The sequence below is a fragment of the Ruegeria sp. BHSC276 genome, assembly GCF_059612945.1.
This window is the reverse complement of the sequence record NZ_JBXWRP010000001.1, coordinates 679555-703089: the sequence shown is the minus strand read 5'-3', so window position 1 is coordinate 703089 and position 23535 is coordinate 679555. Positions and strand designations below refer to the sequence as shown.

General features: G+C 61.6%; 24 protein-coding genes, 1 tRNA gene and 1 pseudogene. 11 read left to right on the top strand and 15 right to left on the bottom strand.

All coding sequences use genetic code 11. From position 1 onward, the window contains the following. The first annotated feature begins 3 nt into the window (after window positions 1–3). Both AC2FMD_RS03450 and AC2FMD_RS03445 read left to right on the top strand, forming a co-directional pair. The gene (locus AC2FMD_RS03450; RefSeq protein WP_496742850.1) at window positions 4–1302 is read left to right on the top strand and encodes an amino acid ABC transporter permease; all 1299 of its coding nucleotides are present in this window, start codon (window positions 4–6) and stop codon (window positions 1300–1302) included. Window positions 1303–1314: 12 nt separating this feature from the next. Next, window positions 1315–2106 (top strand): amino acid ABC transporter ATP-binding protein, encoded by a 792-nt coding sequence (locus AC2FMD_RS03445; RefSeq protein ID WP_496679171.1) that lies wholly within the window; start codon window positions 1315–1317, stop codon window positions 2104–2106. A gap of 48 nt (window positions 2107–2154) precedes the next feature. Here AC2FMD_RS03445 and AC2FMD_RS03440 read toward each other — a convergent pair whose 3' ends face one another. From AC2FMD_RS03440 to rpmH, 15 genes and pseudogenes are all read right to left on the bottom strand, one after another. Then, on the bottom strand, window positions 2155–2652 hold the full coding sequence (locus AC2FMD_RS03440) for a SixA phosphatase family protein (RefSeq protein WP_496742851.1): 498 nt from the start codon (window positions 2650–2652) through the stop codon (window positions 2155–2157). Further along, complete coding sequence (locus tag AC2FMD_RS03435; protein ID WP_496794671.1) at window positions 2637–3302, bottom strand: ferredoxin; 666 nt, start codon at window positions 3300–3302, stop codon at window positions 2637–2639. The genes AC2FMD_RS03440 and AC2FMD_RS03435 overlap by 16 nt, the downstream gene beginning before the upstream one ends. Further along, on the bottom strand, window positions 3299–4093 hold the full coding sequence (locus AC2FMD_RS03430; RefSeq protein WP_496794666.1) for a sterol desaturase family protein: 795 nt from the start codon (window positions 4091–4093) through the stop codon (window positions 3299–3301). The genes AC2FMD_RS03435 and AC2FMD_RS03430 overlap by 4 nt, the downstream gene beginning before the upstream one ends. Window positions 4094–4150: 57 nt before the next feature. After that, window positions 4151–5014 carry an acetylglutamate kinase gene (gene argB / locus AC2FMD_RS03425; RefSeq protein WP_496794665.1) on the bottom strand — a complete coding sequence of 288 codons (864 nt, stop codon included), beginning with the start codon at window positions 5012–5014 and terminating at the stop codon, window positions 4151–4153. A 299-nt stretch (window positions 5015–5313) separates the two neighbouring features. Next, window positions 5314–6030 (bottom strand): annotated as a pseudogene (locus AC2FMD_RS03420) (PepSY-associated TM helix domain-containing protein); the annotation flags it as partial. A 66-nt stretch (window positions 6031–6096) separates the two neighbouring features. Further along, window positions 6097–6387, bottom strand: a complete 291-nt coding sequence (locus tag AC2FMD_RS03415) for a DUF2946 domain-containing protein (RefSeq protein ID WP_496794664.1) — start codon at window positions 6385–6387, stop codon at window positions 6097–6099. A gap of 70 nt (window positions 6388–6457) precedes the next feature. Beyond that, a complete protein-coding gene (gene yihA / locus AC2FMD_RS03410) occupies window positions 6458–7111 on the bottom strand; it encodes a ribosome biogenesis GTP-binding protein YihA/YsxC (RefSeq protein ID WP_496679161.1) in 654 nt (217 codons plus the stop codon). Next, on the bottom strand, window positions 7108–7845 hold the full coding sequence (locus AC2FMD_RS03405; protein ID WP_496712275.1) for an MOSC domain-containing protein: 738 nt from the start codon (window positions 7843–7845) through the stop codon (window positions 7108–7110). The genes yihA and AC2FMD_RS03405 overlap by 4 nt, the downstream gene beginning before the upstream one ends. Further along, window positions 7842–9671: a membrane protein insertase YidC gene (yidC, locus tag AC2FMD_RS03400; protein ID WP_496679156.1), complete on the bottom strand. Its 1830-nt coding sequence runs from the start codon at window positions 9669–9671 to the stop codon at window positions 7842–7844. The genes AC2FMD_RS03405 and yidC overlap by 4 nt, the downstream gene beginning before the upstream one ends. 116 nt (window positions 9672–9787) lie before the next feature. Next, complete coding sequence (locus tag AC2FMD_RS03395) at window positions 9788–11329, bottom strand: putative bifunctional diguanylate cyclase/phosphodiesterase (protein WP_496742858.1); 1542 nt, start codon at window positions 11327–11329, stop codon at window positions 9788–9790. Window positions 11330–11397: 68 nt separating this feature from the next. Continuing rightward, on the bottom strand, window positions 11398–12291 hold the full coding sequence (ttcA, locus tag AC2FMD_RS03390; protein ID WP_496742860.1) for a tRNA 2-thiocytidine(32) synthetase TtcA: 894 nt from the start codon (window positions 12289–12291) through the stop codon (window positions 11398–11400). Window positions 12292–12333: 42 nt separating this feature from the next. Beyond that, window positions 12334–13956 (bottom strand): acyl-CoA dehydrogenase family protein, encoded by a 1623-nt coding sequence (locus AC2FMD_RS03385; protein WP_496742861.1) that lies wholly within the window; start codon window positions 13954–13956, stop codon window positions 12334–12336. Between the two features lie 77 nt (window positions 13957–14033). Then, entirely contained in the window at window positions 14034–14273 is a 240-nt protein-coding gene (gene yidD, locus AC2FMD_RS03380) for a membrane protein insertion efficiency factor YidD (protein ID WP_093965416.1), read from the bottom strand. After that, complete coding sequence (rnpA, locus tag AC2FMD_RS03375) at window positions 14270–14692, bottom strand: ribonuclease P protein component (RefSeq protein WP_496686700.1); 423 nt, start codon at window positions 14690–14692, stop codon at window positions 14270–14272. Before rnpA ends, yidD begins: the two co-directional genes overlap by 4 nt. A 26-nt stretch (window positions 14693–14718) precedes the next feature. Continuing rightward, complete coding sequence (gene rpmH / locus AC2FMD_RS03370; protein WP_005980833.1) at window positions 14719–14853, bottom strand: 50S ribosomal protein L34; 135 nt, start codon at window positions 14851–14853, stop codon at window positions 14719–14721. Window positions 14854–15121: 268 nt separating this feature from the next. On the opposite strand from rpmH, the gene AC2FMD_RS03365 reads away from it, so the two are divergent. The 9 genes from AC2FMD_RS03365 to AC2FMD_RS03325 all read left to right on the top strand — a co-directional run bounded on the left by AC2FMD_RS03365 (window position 15122) and on the right by AC2FMD_RS03325 (window position 23310). Next, window positions 15122–15880: a TVP38/TMEM64 family protein gene (locus AC2FMD_RS03365; RefSeq protein WP_496742862.1), complete on the top strand. Its 759-nt coding sequence runs from the start codon at window positions 15122–15124 to the stop codon at window positions 15878–15880. A 3-nt stretch (window positions 15881–15883) separates the two neighbouring features. Continuing rightward, a complete protein-coding gene (locus AC2FMD_RS03360) occupies window positions 15884–17302 on the top strand; it encodes a dihydrolipoyl dehydrogenase family protein (RefSeq protein ID WP_496742864.1) in 1419 nt (472 codons plus the stop codon). 66 nt (window positions 17303–17368) lie between these two features. Next, window positions 17369–18703, top strand: coding sequence for a sensor histidine kinase (locus AC2FMD_RS03355; RefSeq protein WP_496686955.1), 1335 nt, complete (start codon window positions 17369–17371; stop codon window positions 18701–18703). Window positions 18704–18767: 64 nt separating this feature from the next. Beyond that, window positions 18768–18844, top strand: a tRNA-Arg gene (locus AC2FMD_RS03350). A 148-nt stretch (window positions 18845–18992) separates the two neighbouring features. Beyond that, window positions 18993–20159 (top strand): tyrosine-type recombinase/integrase, encoded by a 1167-nt coding sequence (locus AC2FMD_RS03345; protein WP_496794663.1) that lies wholly within the window; start codon window positions 18993–18995, stop codon window positions 20157–20159. A gap of 26 nt (window positions 20160–20185) precedes the next feature. After that, window positions 20186–21286 (top strand): hypothetical protein, encoded by a 1101-nt coding sequence (locus tag AC2FMD_RS03340; protein WP_496713465.1) that lies wholly within the window; start codon window positions 20186–20188, stop codon window positions 21284–21286. A 111-nt stretch (window positions 21287–21397) separates the two neighbouring features. Then, window positions 21398–21607 (top strand): MerR family transcriptional regulator, encoded by a 210-nt coding sequence (locus AC2FMD_RS03335; protein ID WP_496713463.1) that lies wholly within the window; start codon window positions 21398–21400, stop codon window positions 21605–21607. A gap of 586 nt (window positions 21608–22193) precedes the next feature. Further along, entirely contained in the window at window positions 22194–22652 is a 459-nt protein-coding gene (locus AC2FMD_RS03330; protein WP_496727647.1) for a helix-turn-helix domain-containing protein, read from the top strand. Between the two features lie 31 nt (window positions 22653–22683). Beyond that, window positions 22684–23310: a hypothetical protein gene (locus AC2FMD_RS03325; RefSeq protein ID WP_496713459.1), complete on the top strand. Its 627-nt coding sequence runs from the start codon at window positions 22684–22686 to the stop codon at window positions 23308–23310. Window positions 23311–23535: the final 225 nt, after the last annotated feature.

Sequence of the window (23535 nt, the reverse complement as noted above, 5' to 3'; positions counted from 1 at the left end):
GCCATGAGTGATCAAACCACCAACTCGATCGCATTCGTGGCCGAGGGGACGATTCCGCCTTCGCCGCCGCCGGCCAATGAAACCGGCGTGGTCAAATGGCTGCGCGAGAACCTGTTCTCGGGCGTAGGGAACACCATTCTGACCATTCTCTCCGTGCTGCTGATCTATGTTTTGCTGAAGAACACGCTGCCATGGATCTTCAACGGAGTTTGGAATGCGGACTCGCTTTCGCAGTGCCGTGAGATCCTGGACGGCAAGACCGGCGCGTGTTTCGCCGTTCTGACGGAGCGGTGGAACCAGTTGATCTACGGGTTCAAGTATCCCGTGGAAGCCTATTGGCGCCCGAACCTCGCGTTCGTGCTGATGCTGGTGGCCGCAGCGCCGGTTCTGTTCTTCGATCTGCCTCGAAAGATGCTTTTGTTCACTGCGGTTTACCCGTTTGTTGCCTTCTGGCTGATTTGGGGTGGCACCGTTCTTGTCCCCTTGGTGGCGTTGTTGGGCTGCGTCGCAGCGGCGGTCGTTTTCCAGAAATACGGAAAAAACAGCTTTGCCGCCGGGTTCTTCGGTGGGATCGTCGTCGCGCTGGTCGTCTGGAACGTCGGCGGCGCGCTGATCCCCGAAGATGCATCGGAAAATGCTTGGTTGACCGCTGTTCCCAGTCGCGACCTCGGCGGGTTCATGTTGAACCTTATGCTCGGGGTGACCTGTGTATCGCTGTCACTGCCCCTTGGCATCGCGTTGGCGTTGGGCCGCCAGTCCGACATGCCTTTGATCAAGTGGGTCTGCGTCATTTTCATCGAGTTCATCCGGGGCGTGCCGCTGATCACGCTGCTGTTCGTGGCTTCGGTGATGCTGGCGTATTTCTTCCCGCCTGACAGCACGGTCGACCTGTTCCTGCGCGTGGTGATCATGATCACCATGTTCTCGGCTGCCTACATCGCCGAGGTGATCCGCGGCGGTCTGGCAGCGCTTCCTCGTGGACAGTACGAGGCCGCAGACAGTCTTGGTTTGGACTATGCCCAGGCAATGCGGTTGATCATCCTGCCGCAGGCGCTGAAGATCTCGATCCCGGGTATCGTGAACGTGGCCGTGGGCCTGTTCAAGGATACGACGCTGGTTTCGGTCATCTCGATGTTCGACCTCGTTGGCATGATCCGCGGCCCGATCCTGGCATCGACCGAGTGGAATGGCGTCTATTGGGAGCTTTTGGGCTTTGCCGCGCTTCTGTTTTTCGTCGTCTGCTACGGCATCTCTCAATATTCACAGTGGCTCGAGCGTCGCCTTGCCACCGATCACCGTTAAGGAGTTCAACACATGTCTGAACTTGCCATTGATCGCGAAATCGATCGTTCGAAAATGCAGGTGAGCGACGAAGTCGCCATCGAAATCAACAACATGAACAAGTGGTACGGGTCCTTCCACGTGCTGCGCGACATCAATCTGACCGTCAATCAGGGCGAGCGGATCGTGATCGCGGGGCCGTCGGGTTCGGGCAAATCGACCCTGATCCGCTGCATCAACGCGCTGGAAGAGCATCAGGCCGGCAAGATCGTGGTGGACGGGATCGAGCTGACCAGCGACCTCAAGAACATCGACAAGATCCGCTCCGAGGTCGGGATGGTGTTCCAGCACTTCAACCTGTTCCCGCATCTGACGGTTCTGGAAAACTGCACGTTGGCCCCGATCTGGGTGCGCAAGACGCCCAAGAAAGAGGCCGAAGAACGCGCTATGCACTTCCTGGAAAAGGTGAAAATTCCGGATCAGGCCAACAAGTATCCCGGCCAACTGTCAGGTGGTCAGCAACAGCGTGTGGCGATTGCGCGAAGCCTGTGCATGATGCCGCGGATCATGTTGTTCGACGAGCCGACCTCGGCCCTTGACCCCGAGATGATCAAAGAGGTGCTCGACACCATGATCGAGCTGGCCGAGGAAGGCATGACCATGCTTTGCGTGACGCACGAGATGGGCTTTGCGCGTCAGGTGGCCAACCGCGTGATCTTCATGGATGCCGGCCAGATCGTCGAACAGAATGAACCCGAAGAGTTCTTCAACAACCCGCAGAGCGAACGCACCAAGCTGTTCCTCAGCCAGATCCTGGGGCACTGACGCGGGCTGAAAGACAACAGCAAAGGGCGGGGGCATCCCGCCCTTTTTTTATTCCGTCAACTCGCGCGGGATGACGAAACCCCTCACCGTGCCGCTGCGCCAGTTCACATCCCGCCAATCGTCGATGTCAAAGCGGACCACGGTTGTGGCGCCGGTCGGGTAGTCGAAGAACCGGCCGTGCATCGGGGCCTCTTCCACGATGGCGCCGGCAAACCCGGCAGTTCCTGGATTGTGCCCCAGCATCAGCACGGTTTCCCCGGTTGCCGAAGACAGAAGCAGGAACATCCGATCCGGCGAAGCATGGTATAGCTCGTCGGTAAAGGTCAGCTTTTCCGCCTCGAGCCCCATCAGCTCCCAGGTTTCGCGGGTGCGAACGGATGAGGAGCAGAGCAACTCGTCCGGCAACCATCCCTTTTCCTTCAGCAAGGCCCCGATTGCCGCCGCCGATTTTCGGCCCCGCTTGTTCAGCGGGCGTGCATGGTCGCTCAGGTCTGGGTTGTCCCAGCTGGACTTGGCGTGGCGGGTCAGGATCAATGTGCGGGGCATGGTGGATGAAACGCCTGCATGTGGTGGGCCGATTGCTCGGGGTCTCTCCCGGCGCCTGCGCTGAGGGGGCAAGCCAGCCGGGCGGCGCAGCCTCCGGTCATGCAGGACCGCCCCTCGGCAGTGTCCAAATAACCGTGGCAGGCCTCAACATCATAGAACGTCGTGGCGTTCAGCGCCTTCACCGGGCAAGCGGTGGCGCAGGGGGCAGGACAGGTCAGGCAAGGCGAAGGGGCCGTCGCCTCGGGGATCGAAAATTCTTCTGCGAAATGCAGCGCGCCCCGATAAGAGATCATCATGCCCACCGTATCATGCACCATTGCACCGACGGGGCTAAGAAAGGTGCGACCAGATTTCAGTGCCCAGTCGATGAATGGCATGTAGGGCGGTCCGCCGAACGGGAAATGCGCCTCTGCCCCGAGGCTCTCGGCCATCGCGCTGACAACGCGGGTTGACCAGCGATCGACCGGGTCAGGGTCGCCGTCGCGCCATTCGGGCGAGGCCTTGAGCGCAGGCCAGAACGCCCCGGCAGCGCCCAAAAGGATCAGGGTACCGCCGTCGAGCCCCTTGGCACCGCTCAGGCGCGGATGCTGGGCGCCCATCACGATCAGCCCGTGTTCGTGCGCCGCCTTTTCAACCTCGTCATAGATCATTTCTTGCGAAACGGCAGCGACAGGCTCCAGCCCAGTCTTGTCGGGCGGTCGTCCTGCCATTCGAGACCGATGGTCATGCCGTCATGCCCCTTTCCGGGCTGCGCCACATAGGTTCCCATCCAGCGGTCCCAGATCGACAGGGCAAACCCATAATTGCTGTCGTGTTCCTCCCTCAGCCGCGAATGGTGCACCCGGTGCATGTCGGGCGTTACCAGCAGCCTACGCAAGACCGCATCCAGAGCAAGAGGGAGTTTCAGGTTCGAGTGGTTGAACATTGCCGTGCCATTCAAAAGGACTTCGAACAGTACCACGGCCAGTGCACTGGGCCCCAGCAGGTAGACGAGGCCGATCTTGAGCAGCATCGACAGCGCGATTTCCACCGGATGGAAACGGACCGCCGTGGTCACGTCCATGTCACGGTCCGCATGGTGGACCCGGTGCAGGCGCCACAGGATTGGCACCTTGTGCGTGACCAGGTGCTGCGCCCAGATGGCAAAGTCGAGGATAAGAATGGACAGCGCCACCTCGACCCATACAGGCCAAGAGAGATGGTTGAACAGGCCCCAGCCCTTTTGGCCCGCATCCAGCGCCGCACCGACCGCCAGCAGCGGCAATCCGAACGCCATGAGCCGCAGCGCGACGGTGTTGAGGATCGTGATCGACAGGTTGGTGGCCCATCTTTTCGGCCGCCCGTATTGGCGCGGACGGCGCGGCAAAAGCGCCTCGGCACAGGCAAAGATGATAAACAGCCCCAGGAAAACGCCCAGGCGAATGGTGGCTTCGTGCTCCATACATTCACAATTGGGCATGCGATTGAGAATCACAAGCCCAGTTGCGCCAAGAAGCCGTCAGTCGGGACGGATCAGCGAGCCGGCGCCATGTTCGGTGAACAGCTCCAGCAGCACGGCGTTGGGCGCGCGGCCATCCAGGATCACCACGGCGCGGACCCCGCTGTGCAGCGCGTCCAGCGCGGTTTCTGTCTTGGGGATCATGCCGCCGGCGATTGTGCCTTCGCGGGTCATCTCACGGATCTGGCCCGCTTTCAACTCGGTCACGACCTCTCCTGCGGCGTTCTTGACGCCGGACACGTCCGTCAGTAGCAACAGGCGATCGGCCTTGAGCGCCGAGGCAATCGCCCCGGCGGCTGTATCGCCGTTCACGTTGAACGTCTCGCCACTGCGGCCCGCCCCCAGCGGGGCGATCACCGGGATCACGTCATGCGAGAACAGGTCGTGCAGGATCTTGGGATTCATCTCGGCGGGTGTGCCCACATATCCCAACGAGGCATCGGTCTGGTCGCAGATCATCAGGTTGGCATCCTTGCCGGAAAGGCCGACGGCCATGCCGCCCTGATCGTTGATCGCCTGCACGATGCGCTTGTTCACCACGCCGGACAGCACCATTTCGACCACTTCCACCGTGGCGGCATCGGTGACGCGCTTGCCGTTCACGAACTCGGACTGGATGTCGAGCTTGTCCAGCATCGCGTTGATCATCGGCCCGCCGCCATGCACGATCACCGGGTTCACGCCGACCTGACGCATCAGCACCACGTCGCGGGCAAAGCTTTCCATCGCTTCGTCGCTGCCCATGGCGTGCCCGCCCAGCTTGATCACGACGATTGCCCCGTCATAACGCTGCAGATAGGGCAGGGCGCTGTTGAGCGTGGCGGCGGTGGCTATCCAATCCCGGTTCATGTCCTGTTTCTTCATGGCTGTCGTCCCTCTGGCCTTCCCTGTTAGGGCCTTTGGCCGGACCTGCCAAGCCCGGAACGGGCAGGCCGCAGGTTTTGTTGCGTGGCGCGCCAAAAGGGGGACGCTGCCGCGCCACGCAACCGGACAACGCCACGCGGCGCCGCCTGAACCGGTCAGTTGAATGCGCGCCGTACCGTAGGTATGTTGCTGACGACCAGCAGGTCGACGGCCAGCGCCGCAAGCAGCGTCAGCTCAACCAGTGGGAAGGCCATGGCCGTGCACAGCCCGATCAGCACCGCGCCCTTCCACACGGGCATCTCGGCCGGAAAGCTGCTCCAGGCCTGCACGAACTTGCCGCCCCAGATCCCGGCCCATGACATGCCCGAGATGAGGAACCCGACCAGCAGCAGCGACATTCAGAACCCGGCGACCGCGTGCAGCGATTTCCACAAGGCCCGGCCCCGCGCCCGCAGGTCAGGCACCAGGGCCGCCACAACGTTTCCGCGGGGCCACCACCTGTAAAGGCCGGTGAACGCCAGCAGCAGCGCCATCCCGGCCGCGATTTCCAGAATCCGGTCGCCGGTATCGCCCATCAGTAGGGTCGAGTAGATGTTGCCGGCCGGATCGTACCACCCCGCGCGACGGTCCCAGACCTGGATCACCTCGCGGGAATACTGGTCGATGGCCACCATGCGCTGACCGGTCTCGGCCTTGACGCGAAACACGGTTGCCAGATTCGGCGCCTTGGGGCCGATCCATTCGACCACGCGGCCCGGCACGCGGGCCTGAACTATGTCGGCCAGTTCGGATGCGGGCATCGCCTGGCCCTTGATCTCGACTGCGATCTTTTCTCCGTCGCGACAATCGGATTGGGTAATGAACATCATAATCAGGCCGGTCACCGGCAGGATGATCAGGAAGGGGAGAACAAAAAGCCCCGCATAGAAGTGCCACCGCCAGGCGGCCAGGTAGAATTTTTGCGCCTGTTCGCGCCGGCTCGCCTGAGCGCCACCGGTTTGGCCGTCTTGTACAATTTCAGTCTCCAGAAATTCGGAACATCGCCGGCCGGGCGGCTGAGGTTTCAAGTCTTGTTCTCGGTCTCAAGAGAGGTGGGGCGGACCCGGGGCATCGTACCGGGTGTGGAACCCGGCGCTGCGATGGGTGAAATCCACATGCGCCCAACGCGCGGCAATCGGCCAGTCGGCCGGCAGCACCGCTCCCACTTCGGGCAATTGGCCTGCCAGATTCACCCCGCCACAGGGGCAGGCGCTGCGTTCGTCGGTTTCGTCGTGGTCCGGGGCGTCCTCGCCCGGGTTGATCCAGCGCTCGACCAGGCCGTCGCCGGTGCAGATCACCATCAGAATCGCCCCGTCCGAGTTGCGCGTGGACATCCAGCCATCGGGATTGCACCGGGTACCATCACAGCAACCAGCGTCAGCACCGATATGACGCGCAGCAGCATCATTCCAGATTGGCGATGATCGAACGCAGCGTCGGGATGCCGTCGCCCTTCTCGGACGAGGTCAGCACGATCTCGGGATAGGCGGCGGGGTGTTTGGACAAGGCGCCGCGCACCTGGGCCAGAACCTTTTCGCGGTCCTTGGCCTTGACCTTGTCGGCCTTGGTCATCACGCATTGAAAGGTCACGGCGCTGGTGTCCAGCAGCTTCATGATCTCGTCATCCACGGGCTTCACTCCGTGGCGGGAATCAATCAGTACGAAGGCCCGGCGCAGGGTCTGCCGCCCGCTCAGATACTGTTTCAGAAGGCGCTGCCACTTCTCGACCACCTTGACCGGAGCGTTGGCATAGCCATAGCCGGGCAGGTCAACCAGATACAGGTCGGGGCCCTGGGTGAAGAAGTTGATCTCTTGCGTGCGGCCCGGCGTGTTCGAGGCGCGGGCCAACCCCTTGGTGCCGGTCAGGGCGTTGATCAGGCTGGACTTGCCCACGTTCGACCGGCCGGCGAAACAGACCTCGATCCGGTCGGGGGCGGGAAGGCCGTTCATCGCCACGACGCCCTTGACGAATTCGGACGGCCCGGCAAACAGCTTGCGGCCTTTTTCCAACGCGAATGCGTCGGGCTCGGGGGCCAAAGGGAAAGGCAATGTATTCATAGGACCTGCACCTCGTCTCCGCGCCGGATCGTGCCACCGCGGATCACAGTCGCATAGACGCCGAAATCCTGGTGGTCCCAACTGCGTAGCGCGCCCAGCGTGTCGGCGTCGCGCTGGCCGGTCTCGGGGTTGGCAGTGGTTGCCAGGCAGCGGGTGATCCGCTCCTTGACGTGAAAAACGGCATCACCGATCCGGACCTCGCGATCCAGCCAGTCGAATTCTTCCCACAGAGGAAGGCCGTCGAACCAGATATTGCCCCGCCAGCGGCAGATCGACAGCTTGCGGCCCAGTCTTTGCTCGACCGCGCGGTGCGAGGCCATATTGCAAAGGCTGATCGAGGGGTAGTCGCTGTCGGTCATGCCCCGCCCCGGAACTCGGACGATCCGGGCCGAGGCCGCGCGGTCGGCGGGCATGAGCGGGCGGACCCAATCCAGAAACAGATCCTGCTGGGTGTCTGGGTGGAAGGTCAGATCTGGCCGATCCGGGTGGCTGAGTGTCACGCGATCCCCGTCCAGAACGGCCGAGATCGCCATCAGGCGGGGTGCCTTCGAACCGCGGCTGAAATTTGCGCAGGGCGCCCATTCGGATCCGTCGGCCTCGGACATTTCATGCGCCACCGCCCAAACACGATCCCCGGGCATGGTCTGCCCGGGGATGAGGGTGACTTCGGGCAGGGTTTCCCTGCCGTGGCTCTTGATCGGGTGCCGCCAGATTTCGGTGACCGCCCCCGTCATTTGCCGTCCGTTTTCGGTGTTCGCTTGAAGCCGGACTTGATGTTGCCAAACACGTCAGGCTTGTAGCCCTGGCTGCGCATGATCAGGTACTGCTGGGTAAACGTGATCGTGTTGTTCGCGATCCAGTAAATCACCAGCCCGCTGGCGAAGCTGCCCAGCATGAACATGAAGACCCAAGGCATCCAGGCAAAGATCATGGCCTGGGTCGGATCGGTGGGCGCCGGGTTCAGCTTTTGCTGCAGCCACATCGAGATACCCAGCAACAGCGGCAGGATCCCGATGAAGATGGTCGCCATCAGGGTTCCCGGCTCGGGACCGGCCCAGGGCAGCAGCCCAAACAGGTTCATGATCGAGGTCGGGTCCGGCGCGCTCAGATCGCGGAACGGGCCGAACCAGGGCGCGTGGCGCAATTCGATGGTGACGAAAATCACCTTGTACAGCGAGAAGAAGATCGGAATTTGCAGCAGTATCGGCAGACAGCCGGCAGCCGGGTTGACCTTTTCCTTCTTGTACAGCTCCATCATGCCCTGCTGCATCTTTTGGCGGTCGTCGCCAGCGGCCTCTTTGAGGGCTTCCATCTGCGGCTGAAGCTCTTTCATTTTGGCCATCGAGACATAGGACTTGAAGGCCAGCGGGAACAGAATCGCCTTGATGATCAGAGTAAGCCCGATGATCGACCAACCCATGTTGCCGATCAGGGCGTTGATGTTGTGCAGCAGCCAGAAGATCGGCTTGGTCAGGAAGAAGAACCAGCCCCAATCGATGCTGTCGATGAATTTCTGAACGCCCTGCGCCTGATATTCGCGGATGGTTTCCCATTCCTTCGCCCCCGCAAACAGCCGGGTGGTAACCTGGGAGGTTTCGCCGGGTGCGACCGTCAAGGTCGGCAGTACTGTTTCGGTCTGATAGATCTTGCGGCGGGCGTCGTATTTCGCGGCGGCCTTGAAGGCCGAGCCCGGCTCGGGGATCAGTGTGGTCATCCAGTAGTGATCGGTAAAGCCGATCCAGCCGTTTTCCTTCACCTGATAGACCTCAGCCTGGGCGCGTTCGTTCGGGTCGATGTCGAATTCTCGGACATCCCCATAATCGACTTCGGACAACGTCCCGTCGGCCATGCCAATGACGCCTTCGTGCAGGATGAAGAAATTCTTCAATCCCGGAAGATCGCCATCCTCGCCCATGCCATGCCGGGCAAGGATGCCATACGGCGCCATGCCGACCTCGGTCTGGCTCGCGTTCTCAACCGACTGGGTCACCGTGAACATATAGTCTTCGTCCACCGCGATCGTGCGACGGAAGGTCAGGCCCTTGCCGTTGTTCCAGACCAAAGTGACCGGGCTGTCCACGCCCAGCGTTTCGCCACTCTCAATTTCCCACAAGGTATTCGGGCCGGGCACGTCGGCCCCAGCAAGTCCGGCGCCGGGGGCCCAACCATACAGCGCGTAATATGCGGATTCCGATCCGACCGGCGACAGAAGTTCGACGATGGGCGCGTCTTCTTCGAGCGAGACCTTGTAATCCTTCAGAAACAGCTCATCGATCCGACCACCCGAAAGCGAAAGACTGCCCGTCAGGCGCGGAGTGTCGATCTCGAGCCGCGGCGCGTTGGACTCGGGGGCCGCTTCAGCGGCTTCCGAGGTGGTCTCGCCAATGGTCGAAGGCCCGGCGGCGCTCGGTGTTTGGAGCCCGTCACCATCGGTCGCACTGATCTCGGTTCGGTCGAGGTTCGTGGCGGGTTCCGGCGGAGGGAACAGCACGAACCACACGAGGATCACGAGAAAGCTGAGCGCGGTTGCGAGGATGAGATTCTTGTTCTGATCGTCCATCGGGGACAGCCACCTTGAGCAGTGAAAGACACCGCAGGGTTCAACAGAGTGCAGCCCGAAAGGTCAAGCGGAATCGCCGCTGTTTGCCCGTTGCAGCCGCAATGCAGGCGGCGATTTCAGGATTCTCCTCCCATTTTCCGTCCGATCGCGGGCGCTCCCTTGAGGCTGTTGCGGTGGTTGGTGATCCACCGCACGGTCTCTTCCCAGGGCATCGGTTTGGCAATTCCATAGCCCTGAACATGGTGGCAGCCCAACTGCGCCATCAGCGCATGTTCACCGGGGGTCTCGATGCCCTCGGCCAAAGTTTCCAGGTTCAGGCGTTCGGCCATCGTCAGTATCGCGCCGACGAGCTGTTGCTGTTCAGGGTCCTTGTCGGCGTTGGTGACAAAGGACCGGTCGATCTTGATGCGGTTCACGTTGAAACGTTTGATCGATGCAAAAGCAGCATGGCCAGTGCCAAAGTCATCCAGATCGATATGGCAGCCCATGGCGGACATCTGCGCCACGTTGCGCGCAATGATATCGTCGGGATGTCGGGCGAACACTGTCTCGAGAACTTCGACAGCCAGCCGCTCCGGGGTCAGGTCGTACTGGTCCAGTTCCCATTTGAGGCGGTCGATCAGCTTGGGGTCGCGCAGTTCCTCCGACGAAAAGTTGATGCCGATCCTGGGCACCACCGCCCCCGCGCGATCCCAATCGCGCATGGCCGAAAAGGCTTGGTGTCGAATGGCCTGGCCAAGCATTCCCATCAGGTTGGCCTGCTCTGCGAAAGGAAGGAAGACCTGCGGGCGCAGTAACCCTTTGGTGGGGTGATTCCAGCGCGCCAGAGCCTCGAAACCGGTGACGTCCCCCGTATCGGTCGAAACCTGTGGCTGGAACCACGGCTGGATTTCGCCGTTGTCCAGCGCCGCCTCAAGCTCTTTGCGGAGATTGACATGGATCAGAGACCGGCGCCGGGTCTCGGTGGAAAAGGCCCGGATCGTCGACGGCCCGTTGCGCTGCGCTTCGGACAGCGCGGCCTGTGCGGCCTCGATCCAGTCGGACGCCGGTCCATCGGGAACCATTGACTGCAGGCAGAACCCGATCGAGCAGGACAGGTAGACGCTGACGCTGTTGAGCGGAACGGGTTCCTCGACAACGCTCTGAATGCGGCCCGTTGCCTGAATGCAAGCCTCGAGCCCGAGCTGCGTGGAGGGGTGCATGCCAATCAGGAACGTATTTCGGGAAATGCGGGTCGCGACGTCCTGACTGCGTATGACCGATAGAACCCGGTCGCCGAATCGCTGTGCGATGAAATCGGCGGCGGCGGAACCGTGCAGTTCCTGAAGGTCGTCGAACTGATCCACGGCGACGACCAGACAGGCGGCATCGCACCCGGTCTCCCGCGCCGCCAGGTGCATCTGCTCCAGCCGGGTTCGGAACGCGTCGTTGGAAACCAGGCCCGAGATATTCTGGCCGTCGGGCAAGGTATTGTCAGTCAGGCGCAGGGCGATCAGAAAGGCCAAGGGCAGGCCAAGGGCCGCGACGATCAGCGCGGTTTCTCCACCCAGCCAGAATGCGGCGAGGCTGAGTGCGGGAACGAATGCCAGCCCCTGCGGAATCGAGAGAACGGTCAGCAGCGCGTGCCGGATCTGTCTGAAGAAAGTATGGGTCCGCATCGGGTTTCGGCCCTCGTCCTTGGCGTTGTCGTGCAGGGCGAGGGTAGAAAACCAATCTGAGTCAGAAGTTAACGCAACCGCGGTATTTCGCCCTGATCATCCGGGTTTTTTCGGGGTTTCAGCGAAAGGCCGGCAAAGTCGAAGAGATCAGGGTCTAGCAAGTGGGACGGACGCGCATTGGTCAGCGCACGGAACATCACCTGCCGGCGGCCGGGACTGTTCTTTTCCCATTGGTCCAGAATCTGTTTGACCTGCTGGCGTTGCAGGCCGTCCTGGCTGCCGCACAGGTCGCAGGGAATAATCGGATAGTTCATCGCCTTGGCGAATTTCTCGCAATCGGCTTCGGCCACATGGGCCAGAGGGCGATAAACGAACAGGTCGCCATCCTCGTTCACCAGTTTCGGGGGCATGGTCGCCAGACGGCCGCCGTGGAACAGGTTCATGAAGAAGGTTTCCAGGATGTCATCGCGGTGATGACCCAGCACCACAGCCGAGCACCCTTCCTCGCGCGCGATCCGGTACAGGTTGCCGCGGCGCAAGCGCGAGCACAGCGCGCAATAGGTGCGGCCCTGCGGCACCTTGTCGACCACGATGGAATAGGTGTCCTGGTACTCGATCCGGTGCGGTACGCCCATGCGTTCCAGAAACTCGGGCAGCACGGTGGCCGGAAAGCCCGGCTGCCCCTGATCCAGATTGCAGGCCAGCAGCTCCACGGGCAGCAGGCCGCGCCACTTCAGCTCGTACAAAACGGCCAGCAGGGTATAGCTGTCCTTGCCGCCCGACAGGCAGACCAGCCAGCGCGGCGGCTTGCCATCCTTGTCATGGGCCGACGGGTCAACCATGCCGTATTGCTCGATCGCCTCGCGCGTCTGGCGCACGATGCGTTTGCGCAGCTTCTTGAACTCGGTGGTCGAGGGCGCACCGGCAAACAGCGGATGGATATCGTCGGCTTCGTCGAACATGCGCAGCCCCTACCGCAGATGCGCCGACCGAGCAAGGCCCGCCTAGCCGGACAGCCGGCCCAGCAGGGCGTCGGTGTCCAGCCCCGAGACCGATCCGGGTATGCGCCCGCTTTCGCCCAGAACCCGCGTGGCAATATATCCATCGGCCACCGCACCGGGCGCGTGGCGCAGCAGCAGTGCGGCGGTCAGCAGATGCGCGGTGGCCTCGGCGAACCAGCGGGCCTCGGCCTCGGGGGGCAGGGTGGGCCAACGGTCGCGATGCGCCTTCAGGGCGGCGTCATAGCGGCGGTCGGCTCCGGTTGCCGCGTCCAGTTCGGCCTGTACTGTCTGGCCGGCCAGCGGGTCGCGCGCAAGGCTGCGTAGAATGTCCAGGCAGATCACGTTGCCGGACCCCTCCCAGATGCCGTTCAGCGGCGCTTCGCGATAGATCATCGGCATCGGCGTGTCCTCGACATAGCCCATGCCACCCAGCACCTCCATCGCCTCGACCGCAACGACGGGGCAGCGCTTGTTCGACAGGAACTTGGCCAGCGCCACCCCGATCCGGGCAAACGCGCGGTCTTCGGCGGTGTCCCCGTCAAAGGCGCGTGCCACGCGCAGGCCCAGGGTCAGGGCGCCTTCCCAGTCCAGCGCAAGGTCGGCCAGAACGGCACGCATCAGCGGCTGGTCGATCAAGCGGCGCTGAAAGGCGCTGCGGTGGCTAACCCAGTGATGCGCTTCGGACAAGGCCGCACGCATCAGGCCGGCGGGTGCCATCGCGGTGTCGAGCCGGGTGTGATGCACCATCTCGATGATCGTGCGTACGCCGGCCCCCTCGTCCCCCAGTTGATAGGCCAGCGCGTCGTGGAGCTCGACTTCGGACGAGGCGTTGGCGCGGTTGCCCAGCTTGTCCTTGAGGCGCATCAGGTGGATGGCGTTGCGCTCGCCCTCCAGCCAGCGGGGCAGCAGAAAACAGGTCAGCCCGCCCGGAGCCTGCGCCAGCGTGAGGAACCCGTCGGACATCGGGGCCGAGCAGAACCATTTGTGGCCGCGCAGCCGCCAGGCCTCGCCGTCACGGGTGGCAGTGGTGGTATTGCCACGCACGTCCGAGCCGCCCTGTTTCTCGGTCATCGCCATGCCCAAGGTCGCCGAGCGTTTTTCTCCGATCGGGCGGGGGGCTGGGTCATAGGTGTTGGCGGTCAGTTTCGGGCGCCAGATATCGGCCAGTTCGGGGTTGGCGGCCAGCGCCGGCACGGCGGCATAGGTCATGGTCAGCGGGCAGCAATGGCCCGGCTCGACCTGGCTGGCCAGATAGACCATCGCGGCATGAGTGGCGTGACCGCCCGGCGCTCCGTCCCAGGCCAGCGCGGCATAGCCTGCTGATTGGCTCAGCTGCATCATGTGATGATAGGCCGGGTGGAACCGTACCTCGTCCAGGCGGCGGCCGCCCCGGTCGAAGAGGCAGAGTTCGGGCGGGTGCAGGTTGGCGTCGCGCCCGGCGTCGCGCGTTTCGGCCCGGCCCAGAGCGGCCCCGTAGGCGGCCAGCGGGGCCGTCCGCGCCCCGGCGCGCGTGGCACAGTCCCTCAGAACCGGGTCCGAGGCCCACAGGTCAACGTCGCCGCGCTCGGGCGGTTGGTTCGTCACCTCATGCGTGGGCAGAGACTGGCGGGCGTTGGATCTGGACATGGGCGCCTCGGACGGTTGTTGATGAAACCGATGTTCAGCGGCGCACCCCCTTGGGTCAAGCGTGACGGGGTGTCAGATCAGGGCGCGTCGGGTTTGTCGTCGGGCACCGGGTCATAGCCGTCACCCCCCCAGGGGTGGCAGCGCCCGATACGGCGCGCGGCCAGCCAAGCGCCCTTGATCGGACCGTGCTTTTCCAGCGCTTCCAGCGCATAGGCCGAGCAGGTCGGCTGATAGCGGCAGTTGAACCCCACCCAGGGACTGAAGATCAGCCGATAGGCCCGGATTGGCAGCGCGAGGATATGGGCAAGAGGGGTCATTTGCGCGGGCTGTGGATCTTGCGCAGGGCCTGGCGCAGATCGTCCAGCAGAGCGCCGAAGGGGCGGGCGGCGGTCACCTCGACCCGACCGATCAAGACGTAATCCCACCCGTCCCGGCCATGGTCCGGAAGAACGGCGCGGGCCGCCTCGCGCAGCCGGCGCTTGGCCCGGTTGCGGGCCACGGCATTGCCGACCTTCTTCGAGCAGGTGAACCCGACACGGATGCCCTCGGCCTCATCCGGTGCGCGCTTGCGGGCCTGCACCATCATGGAAGGCGTGCCCTGTCGGCGCGCCCGTGCGGCCCTGAGGAAATCGCTGCGCTTGCGCAGTACCGACAAGGCAGGCGCGCAAACGGACACCGCCGGGGGCATATCCCCGGGGTGGTCAGTGCCATCCACAGGGGCCTCCGGCGGCGTCATCTTCTAAACCTGAAAGGTCGCGCGGTTTATGCGCTCAGCGACTTGCGGCCGCGGGCACGGCGAGCGTTCAGGATCTTGCGGCCGGCCTTGGTGGCCATGCGCGCGCGGAAACCGTGGCGGCGTTTGCGAACCAGGTTCGAAGGCTGATAGGTGCGTTTCATCGCTCCGTCTCCAATCTTTGGCGGTCGGGTGCGGCGCGGATTCGCCTGCCCGTGGTGTTCGAAGCCCGTCCTGTACTGGGAACCGGCGGGCAAGTCAAACCCCATCGCAACGGTTTTCGCGCCTTTTGCAACAATTCTGTCGGGCGACCGGGAAAAAGTTTCAGAATCAGCCCGTGGATGGCGGATTTCTCACATTGAACCGGTGCGTGTTCAACCCGGCGTGAAGACCCTGTTGCACAGGAGGCCAAGCGCGCATCTTGTGGGTCAGATGAAGCATTCGAACCCGGACCACGAAATGACCGAAACCACCCAGGTGCCGCGCAATGGGCTGGCGCGACATATTCCCCTGATCGTGATCCTGACGGTTGCCGTCGTCGGGTTCTTTGCGCTGGGCGACTACCTGACTTTTGAAACCCTGCGCGACAATCGCGAGGCGCTGTTGGCCTGGCGTGATGCCAACTACTGGTCGTTGGCGGGGGTTTTCATCCTGGTCTATGTCCTGATCGTCACCTTTTCTTTGCCCGGTGCGGCCGTGGCCTCGATGACGGGCGGGTTCCTGTTCGGGCTGTTCGCGGGCACCGTGTTCAACGTATTTGCCGCAACCTTGGGTGCCTCGGCGATCTTTCTGGCGGCCCGCTGGGGTTTGGGCGAGGCGTTGACGGCGCGGCTGGAGGCCTCGGAAGGCACCGTCAAGCGAATCAAGGACGGGTTGCGCGAGAACGAGATCCCGGTGCTGTTCCTGATGCGGCTGGTGCCGGTGGTGCCGTTTTTCGTTGCCAATCTGATCCCGGCGCTGGTGGGGGTGAGGTTCCGGAACTTTCTGCTGACCACGGCGCTGGGCATCATTCCGGGCGGCATCGTCTATACTTGGATCGGCGTCGGCCTGGGCGGCGTGTTCGACCGGGGCGAGACGCCAGACCTGTCGCTGCTGACCGAACCCTTCGTGATCGGCCCGATCCTGGGGCTGTGCGCGCTGGCGGCTCTGCCGATTTTCCTCAAAACCATTCGCGGCCGAAGGGGCCTTTGATCCATGCAAAACCTCAAGACCGACATCCTGGTGATCGGGGCCGGGTCGGGCGGCCTGTCGGTGGCCGCTGGGGCCAGCCAGATGGGCGCCGACGTGATCCTGCTGGAAGGGCACAAGATGGGTGGCGACTGCCTGAATTATGGCTGCGTCCCGTCCAAGGCCCTGCTGGCCAGCGCCAAGCTGGCCCATGCGCAGAGCCATACCGCGCCGTTCGGCGTTGCCGAACACGCGCCACAGGTGGACTATGCCGCCGCCAAAGACCATGTGCGGGACGTGATCGCGCAGATCGAGCCCATGGACAGCCAGGAACGGTTCGAAGGTTTCGGCGTGCGCGTCATTCGTGACTGGGGGAGCTTTCTGTCGCCCACGCAGGTTCAGGCCGGCCATTTCGTCATCACCCCCCGTCGCGTGGTGCTGGCCACGGGCTCGTCGCCGCTGGTGCCGCCGATCCCGGGGCTGGATGAGGTGCCGTATGAGACCAACGAGACCATCTTCGACCTGCGCGACAAGCCCGACCACCTGCTGATCATCGGCGGGGGACCTATCGGCATGGAAATGGCGCAGGCGCATGCCCGGCTGGGCTGCAAGGTGACGGTGATCGAAGGCGCGCGGGCGCTGGGCAATGATGACCCCGAGGCGGCCGCAGTGGTATTGGAGGCTCTGCGCGCCGAAGGGGTCGAAATTCTGGAACACGCGATGGTGGCCCGGGTGCGCGGGAAGGCCGGCGCGGTCGAGGTCGTCACCGAGGATGGCGCGGTCCACGCGGGCTCACACCTGCTGCTGGCGGTGGGACGCAAGGCCAACGTCGACCGCCTGAACCTGCAGGCTGCCGGCATCGACCAGACGCGCACGGGCATCAAGGTGGATGACAGCCTGCGCACCACCAACCGCAGGGTCTACGCGATCGGCGACGTCGCGGGCGGGCTGCAGTTCACCCATGTGGCGGGGTATCATGCCGGGGTCATCATCCGGTCGGCTCTGTTCGGGCTGCCGTCCAAGGCCAGGACGTCGCATATCCCCTGGGCGACCTATACCAACCCCGAACTGGCTCAGGTTGGTCTGACCGAGGCGCAGGCGCGCGACCGCCACGGCGACAAGGTCGAGATCGCCCGGTTCGACTATGCCCACAACGATCGTGCCGTGGCCGAACGCAAAACGACCGGGTTCATCAAGGTCATGGTCGTCAAGGGGCGCCCGGTGGGGGCCACAATCGTGGGGCATCAGGCGGGCGAATTGATCAACTTGTGGTCTCTGGCGCTGGCCAATAACCTGAAGATGAGCCAGATCGCGGCGATGGTGTCGCCCTATCCCACGATCGGAGAGCTTAACAAACGGGTGGCGGGCGCCTATTTCTCGCCAAGACTGTTTGAAAATCAGATGGTTGAACGGGTGGTCAGGCTGGTCCAGCGTTGGCTCCCCTGATCGGGAAAGGAGCGCCACTTGAACTCGCTGTCGGGTCGTTTCCTGATCTTGACGACGGTCTTCGTGATGTTGGCCGAGGTGCTGATCTTCGTGCCGTCGATCGCGCGCTTCCGCGAGGATTTCCTTCTGAACCGGCTAGAACGCGCCCAGATCGCCTCGCTGGCGCTGCTGGCCGACGACATGCTGGCCGAAGAGCTAGAGGCCGAGCTTCTAGCCAATGCCGGGGTCTACAACGTGGTGCTGCGCCGGGACGAGGTGCGCCAGCTGATGCTGTCCTCGCCCATTCCCGGCGACGTGTCCAAAACCTTTGATCTGCGCGAGGCGGGGCCGTGGGTTCTGATCCGCGATGCGATGCTGCGGCTGTTCACCCCCGAAAACGAGATCATCCGCGTGATCGGCCAGCCGGTCCGAGACGCCGGCCTGCTGATCGAGGTCACGATGGATACGGCGCCCCTGCGGATGGCGATGATCGATTACGGTCTGCGTATCCTCGGCCTGTCCTTCGTCATCTCGATCATCACCGCGTTTTTCCTGTTTCTGGCTGTGCGGGTGGTCCTTGTTCGCCCGATCAAGGGCGTGGTGGGCTACATGCAGCGCTATGCGCGTGCGCCCGAAGACGCGCGCGGGATCATTTCGCCCCAGTCAAAGGTGACCGAACTGCGCGAGGCCGAGGAAGCCCTGCAGATGTTGCAGACCGACCTGACCCAGGCCCTGAAACAGCGCGAGAGGCTTGCGCAACTTGGTGGTGCGGTGGCCAAGGTCAGCCACGATCTTCGCAACATCCTGACCTCGGCCCAGCTGTTTACCGACCGGCTCGAGTCCAGCGAAGACCCGTTGGTGCGTCGCATGGCGCCCAAGCTGGTCAACTCGATCACCCGCGCCGTTTCCCTGTGTGAAAGCACGCTGGCCTTCGGCCGCGCCGAAGAGCCGGCGCCGACGCTGACCATGGTGCGCCTGCGCAACGTGGCGGCGGATGTGGTCGGCAGCGAGGCGCTGGCCGTAGACGACGCGCGTATCGAGATTCGTAACGAAGTTCCCGAAGACATGGTCATTCGCGCTGACCCCGAACAGATGTTCCGGGTTCTGATGAACCTCGTACGCAACGCCCGACAGGCGCTGGTGGCGTCAGGGCAGCCGGGCCGGATCACCGTGTCCGCGCGCGAGGACGACGACGCCTGGCTCATAGACATCGAAGACACCGGTCCGGGACTGCCGCTCCGCGCGCAGGAGAATCTGTTCACGCCATTTCAGGGCGGCGTGCGCAAGGGCGGGTCGGGGCTGGGGCTGGCGATTTCGCAGGAATTGGTGCGCGGACATGGCGGCGAACTGGTGCTGAGCCGCACCGGACCCGATGGCACGGCCTTTGAAATAAGGCTTCCGCGCGGCGATGCGGGTTTTTGAAATATTTTTGAAGAATCGGGTTGCACGTCTCGGGCGGCGGGTCTAAATAGCGCCTCACCAACGCGGACCGATAGCTCAGCTGGATAGAGTACTTGACTACGAATCAAGGGGTCGGGGGTTCGAATCCTCCTCGGTCCGCCACTTGGTAATTCTCCCTGATTTCGACGAGATACACTAAGTCGCCTGAGACTGTGTGTTTTATGACTATAGTCGTGCTTCTGGGTTTTGTTGGATTTTATCCAGTCATACTCGTATACTTCCATTGAGTGGTATATTTTGTGGTATTTTCATGTCTGCGCTCAGCGGGAAGCTGACAAAGAAGCTGGTAGAGAATCTGGGCCCGGGCCGGCATGGCGACGGTTCTGGCTTGTACCTTGTTGTTGATCCATCAGGTGCACGGCGTTGGATCGTACGCGTAACGGTCAAAGGACAGAAGAATCGCAAGGGCGCTCCGCTGAGAACGGACTTCGGTTTGGGCGGCGCCGACGTCGTCACATTGAACCAGGCCCGAGAAAGAGCGCTCGAATACAGGCGAATGGCGAAAGCTGGGTTGAACCCTCGTTTTAATGCCCAGCGTGAAATTCCTACTTTCGAAGAACTCAGCCGTCAGGTTCACATCGACCGGTTGCCGACGTGGAAGAATGCCAAACACGGTCAGCAGTGGCTCAACACTTTGCGCGACTATGCGTTCCCCAAGATCGGACGAATGCCTGTGGATAGCGTCGATCAGCCCGAAGTGCTGATGTGCCTATCGCCCATCTGGACTGAGAAACACGAAACCGCAAAGCGGCTGTCGCAGCGGATTAAAACGGTGCTCGACGTGGCAAAGTCCAAGGGCTTCCGCTCGGGCGAGAACCCGGTGACCGCGATCCGCGAAGGCAAGGTGCTGCCCACCGTCAAAGCCAAGGTCCAGCACCACGACGCAATGCCTTGGCAAGAGGTGCCCGCGTTCTATGCCGAGTTGCAGACCCGCTCGGCCATGGCCGCCAAGGCGCTGCAGTTCACCATTCTGACCGCCTGTCGGACTTCAGAGGTCCTAGAGATGAAATGGCCGGAGGTCGATGTCGACGCACGTCTGTGGACCATACCAGCGGAGCGCATGAAGGGCGGGCAGGTCCATCGTGTCCCCCTCACCAACGAAATGCTGGCCATTCTGGAACCGCTGCGCGCGTTGGCCTCTGACTATGTGTTCGAGGGGCAAAAGCTGCATCAGCCCCTGTCAAACATGTCAATGCTAATGTTGCTGCGCCGGATGCGGCAGGATGGCGTTACTGTGCATGGCTTCCGCAGTTCGTTTCGGGATTGGGCGGCGGAGGCTGCAAACGCACCGCGCGAGCTGGCAGAGGCGGCCTTGGCTCATCAGATCGGGTCGGATGTGGAGCGGGCCTATGCACGGTCGGATTTGTTGGAAAGGCGGCGCGAATTGATTGAGCGCTGGTGCAGGTTCATTTGCTAACGACATGATCGGAGGAAACGAGTTTATTGGAACGTTTTTCGGAAGAAGAAATTGAACGGTTAAACAGAGTTCTTTCCTATGAACTAAACCCATTCGTTCATGGCGAGGGCAAAAAGAAACCAGTTCCAATTGGCAGGAAATCGAAGGACTGGTTATTCGAAACTCGAATGAATTTACCTTCCGATGCGAATGCCGAGCTCGACCGGATTGGTTTTGACGAGCTGCCAGATCAAGTTCGTATCCAAATTTTGAACGAGATTTTGGAAGAAAGACAGGTTAGTTCAGCGCCCAAATGGTGGGAGATGAATTTCTTTCAGTTTTCCATAGATGACCTCTGGGATTTTTTCGTGGAGCAATGTCGAAAAAACTATGAAATCGACCACATGAGAGAGTATTTTGACTTTCTCATTGCATCGCTAGATGAGTTGGAAGAGGCTCGGCATATCCTTCGAGTTAGTAAACTAAACAAAACCAAATACTCCCAAGAGCAGATAGATGCCGCGCTCGCAGTTTTTGATAGAAGCTACCCTCTTGACTTCAGCGACTACGAAGAAGTTCCACAGCGTTCGAGGAGTCCGCTAGACAAACTAAGAGAAGCGTTGGCATTCGAGCTCAAGAAGCTCGATTCAGTATTCAGCAAGCGCTGGTTTGAGTTCAAAATACTAGACGAGTTAGCGGGGTTTAAAAGTTACGTTCATGATGGTTCAAGGGATAGCGAGCTGAGCAAAACCTTAGCTGGGCAATTGCGACACTATATGTACGGCGAACTCATGGCATTGGGTCGGATGGTTGAACATTACCGCTGGAAGTTCAGCTACGAGGATGCAGCAATAGCAGGAATGCAGTCGGCCAATATTCGAAAAAGGGCAGGTGACGCAGGTGCGCGTGCGTCCCGGGAACGCAGGTTGGCCAACCTGGAAGTGCTGTTGCAAGAGATCGAGAAACTGGGAAGTGCCGCTGGTCTCATTAGCGAAGATCGCATTGTGGCCGAGGCTTTTGAACGTGCGCGCAAACAAAACCCTCAAATGCCTCAGTCCAATAAAACGGCGGAAAACTACCTCACTACTCTGAGATCTGAAGAGCCTTTCAAATCAAGGTACGAAGCGGTGTTCAGGAAAAACGCTTAAGCATTTTCTCACTTCGGGAAGACGCTTAAGCGCTGGAAAAAGTCTGGTGACACTTCGGCAAAGCTGCCCATAATCGGGAGCCATCGCAACTGATCCAAGAGGATTCTAACGATGGCAAACGTCTTCAATGACGATCGGGTCTATTTCCCAGGAGACCCTGAAATGCAATTGCTGGGAAACCGCGAGAAGCTCGCTCAATGGCGCCACCGCATGTGTGGTCCGGCTTTTATCCGCATCGGTCGGCGGATCGCCTATCACGGCGCCGATCTGAACGCCTGGCTGGCGGCGCAGCGCACCGATCCCAACAACGAGGCTGCATAATGAAAAACCCCAACTCCAAGCGCGGAGATGGGGCTTTTCCAGTGACATCGACTGCCACCCTAGCAAATACAGTTGATGCCACAGGATGCCCCGCGCCGACAAGTCAAAACGAGCGCCGGTACTACTGGTCGCCCCTGAGCCACTCGGTCGAACGGGTGATCGTACGGAAAGGACGGATCGAGCATGGCTGATATGTCCTTTTCCAAATCGACCAATGCCAGTCACGCAAGAGGGGCCGAAACAGGCCCTCTTCCACAAATTGATCATCGGGAAACCGCCGAGAACTATAACGGCGAGCTTTTTCGCGTCAGCATTTACCGAGTTGCCGTATGCCGAGATGGCGTCCAATGGCTGTTTCAGCGTCAAAGACCCCATTTTCCGGCCGGGGGAGCGGCCTGGGACACGCTCGGCTACTGTGTGTCCAAATCCGGCCTAACTAGGCTCGTCCGGGCACATGTCGGCTGTGACATACCCGAACTGGATGCTTTGCCCGAGCATTTCCCGCGGAGGTCTCGCGATGAGTAGGCGGAGATCTCCGGCGGGTAAACGATCAGATGAGGGTCAATACGTCCCTCTGCCCTACGCAATGATCAAGTCCCCGGCGTGGCGGGCTCTGTCCGGACCTGCGGTGAAGCTCTGGCTGGAGCTTCACACCCGCTTCAATGGCGGCAACAACGGCAAGGTGTTTCTGTCGATGAACGAGGCGGCAGAAACCTTGGGGTTGGGCAAGGCCACCGTTCAACGCGCTTTCGAGGATCTGCAGGACAAAGGCTTCCTTGTGCTGGAGCAGGAAGGCAACTGGTATCATCGGCGAGCGCATGAATGGCGGTTGACGACCAAGGCGACGCAGGCCCGGTCCGGCAAGAAAGCCGCCACAAACGACTGGCGCTTTTGGCAGCCCGAAAAAACAAAACGCGGTTCTGGGACGGACCCGTCACCATCCTCTGTGGTTCCGTTTGAGAACCCAAAGACCTCCCATGGTTCCAAATCAGAACCCGTCAGGCCGGTATCTATCAGGTCCCTCGGTTCCGAAACGGAACACTAATACTAACCACTCCCTGCTATGCGAGGCGGAAATGACCAAGGCACCGAAAGACGAAGGCAACGATCTGCAGACAAAGAACTCCGAGCTTACCGAAGCGGAGACCATTGCTGTTGCCGATTTGAGGGACCGGAAGAGATCACGCGTCCGGGCACCGGACATCAAGTTGGACTTCGATGAAGATACACGCCGGCTCACGGTTGGGCACAAAGGAAAAGATCCGACGGCGGCCTCTGCTTTGGCAATGCATGAGCTTGGCACAGCAGACTACCGGTTCTTCGAAGGCGTCATGGATCAAGTCGCGACTCTTGGGCAACAGGACAGCTCTGTCTCCGAGACGGCATCGAACTTTGTGATGTCGGTTGTCGCTGGGGTTAAGCCGCAAGACGAGATCGAAGCCATGCTTGCGATCCAGATGGGCGCGATCCATCAGGCCACGATGATGATGGCACGGCGCCTGAACCATGTAAGAACTCTCCCGCAGCAAGATTCTGCGGAACGAGCGCTCAACAAACTTGCGCGGACCTTCACCAGCCAGGTTGAAACCCTGAAACGATATCGATCCAAGGCAGATCAAACCGTCCGGGTCGAACGCGTGGAAGTCAATGAAGGTGGGCAGGCAATCGTTGGCAACGTCCAAAACAGGGGGCGGGGTGAATGAAAAAAAACAACGACAACCTCATAAGCCCCACCAAACGGCTCAATGATGCGCCCAGATGCACCGCTACGGCGAAATCCACTGGCAAGCGGTGCCGGGCACCCGCCGTTCAAGGCTGGAGTGTCTGTCGCATGCATGGGGCTAGAGGTGGGCACGTTGCTGGGCCAAGCCATCCGTCCTGGAGGCACGGAGAAAGATCGAGTGAATCCGAGCGCGCGCGAAAGGCCA

Bases quoted from the DNA above. Each gene is read 5' to 3' on its own strand.
- AC2FMD_RS03445 (WP_496679171.1), top strand. From the start codon at position 1,315: ATGTCTGAACTTGCCATTGATCGCGAAATCGATCGTTCGAAAATGCAG.
- AC2FMD_RS03450 (WP_496742850.1), top strand. From the start codon at position 4: ATGAGTGATCAAACCACCAACTCGATCGCATTCGTGGCCGAGGGGACG.
- AC2FMD_RS03395 (WP_496742858.1), bottom strand. From the start codon at position 11,329: ATGCGGACCCATACTTTCTTCAGACAGATCCGGCACGCGCTGCTGACC.
- AC2FMD_RS03335 (WP_496713463.1), top strand. From the start codon at position 21,398: ATGGCAAACGTCTTCAATGACGATCGGGTCTATTTCCCAGGAGACCCT.
- AC2FMD_RS03440 (WP_496742851.1), bottom strand. From the start codon at position 2,652: ATGCCCCGCACATTGATCCTGACCCGCCACGCCAAGTCCAGCTGGGAC.
- AC2FMD_RS03435 (WP_496794671.1), bottom strand. From the start codon at position 3,302: ATGATCTATGACGAGGTTGAAAAGGCGGCGCACGAACACGGGCTGATC.
- AC2FMD_RS03360 (WP_496742864.1), top strand. From the start codon at position 15,884: ATGCAAAACCTCAAGACCGACATCCTGGTGATCGGGGCCGGGTCGGGC.
- yidD (WP_093965416.1), bottom strand. From the start codon at position 14,273: ATGACCCCTCTTGCCCATATCCTCGCGCTGCCAATCCGGGCCTATCGG.
- AC2FMD_RS03430 (WP_496794666.1), bottom strand. From the start codon at position 4,093: ATGGAGCACGAAGCCACCATTCGCCTGGGCGTTTTCCTGGGGCTGTTT.
- AC2FMD_RS03345 (WP_496794663.1), top strand. From the start codon at position 18,993: ATGTCTGCGCTCAGCGGGAAGCTGACAAAGAAGCTGGTAGAGAATCTG.
- yihA (WP_496679161.1), bottom strand. From the start codon at position 7,111: ATGAATACATTGCCTTTCCCTTTGGCCCCCGAGCCCGACGCATTCGCG.
- ttcA (WP_496742860.1), bottom strand. From the start codon at position 12,291: ATGTTCGACGAAGCCGACGATATCCATCCGCTGTTTGCCGGTGCGCCC.
- rnpA (WP_496686700.1), bottom strand. From the start codon at position 14,692: ATGACGCCGCCGGAGGCCCCTGTGGATGGCACTGACCACCCCGGGGAT.
- yidC (WP_496679156.1), bottom strand. From the start codon at position 9,671: ATGGACGATCAGAACAAGAATCTCATCCTCGCAACCGCGCTCAGCTTT.
- AC2FMD_RS03385 (WP_496742861.1), bottom strand. From the start codon at position 13,956: ATGTCCAGATCCAACGCCCGCCAGTCTCTGCCCACGCATGAGGTGACG.
- AC2FMD_RS03355 (WP_496686955.1), top strand. From the start codon at position 17,369: ATGTTGGCCGAGGTGCTGATCTTCGTGCCGTCGATCGCGCGCTTCCGC.
- AC2FMD_RS03330 (WP_496727647.1), top strand. From the start codon at position 22,194: ATGATCAAGTCCCCGGCGTGGCGGGCTCTGTCCGGACCTGCGGTGAAG.
- AC2FMD_RS03405 (WP_496712275.1), bottom strand. From the start codon at position 7,845: ATGACGGGGGCGGTCACCGAAATCTGGCGGCACCCGATCAAGAGCCAC.
- rpmH (WP_005980833.1), bottom strand. From the start codon at position 14,853: ATGAAACGCACCTATCAGCCTTCGAACCTGGTTCGCAAACGCCGCCAC.
- AC2FMD_RS03365 (WP_496742862.1), top strand. From the start codon at position 15,122: ATGAAGCATTCGAACCCGGACCACGAAATGACCGAAACCACCCAGGTG.
- argB (WP_496794665.1), bottom strand. From the start codon at position 5,014: ATGAAGAAACAGGACATGAACCGGGATTGGATAGCCACCGCCGCCACG.
- AC2FMD_RS03325 (WP_496713459.1), top strand. From the start codon at position 22,684: ATGACCAAGGCACCGAAAGACGAAGGCAACGATCTGCAGACAAAGAAC.
- AC2FMD_RS03415 (WP_496794664.1), bottom strand. From the start codon at position 6,387: ATGTCCACGCGCAACTCGGACGGGGCGATTCTGATGGTGATCTGCACC.